Source organism: Erysipelatoclostridium sp. MSK.7.34 (assembly GCF_019041935.1).
Classification (GTDB): domain Bacteria; phylum Bacillota_I; class Bacilli_A; order Erysipelotrichales; family Coprobacillaceae; genus Thomasclavelia; species Thomasclavelia ramosa.
The window spans coordinates 1-315 of sequence record NZ_JAHPYJ010000088.1; the positions used below are offsets into that span (position 1 = coordinate 1).

Below are 315 nucleotides of genomic sequence, written 5' to 3' on the forward strand. Positions count from 1 at the left end.
ATGATCTGATCTGGTATACAGCCAACAGGACTGGAAATACATATACAATAGAAGTAAAGACATCAAACCACAAAAATGACAGCGGAAAATATCATACTGATATATATGCTTATGACAGCGAAGGAAAAGTAAGCAAGGTAGAGCTGACGGCGACAGTACCGGGGGCAAATGAAGCACCGGTAATAAGCAATGCGAAGATAACAAACGTGAGCCGAAGCGGATATACAGTGACATGTACAGTAACAGATGACAATGCGGTAGACAGAGTACTGATGCCGACATGGAGCGAGAACAACGGGCAGGATGATCTGATCT

The 315-nt window shown here is 43.5% G+C and carries 1 protein-coding gene; it reads left to right on the plus strand.

What is annotated here, in order from left to right:
* Positions 1-8: 8 nt before the first annotated feature.
* Positions 9-315 (plus strand): GBS Bsp-like repeat-containing protein (locus KTF99_RS17770; protein ID WP_442896719.1); only part of this gene is annotated, 307 nt, incomplete at its 3' end.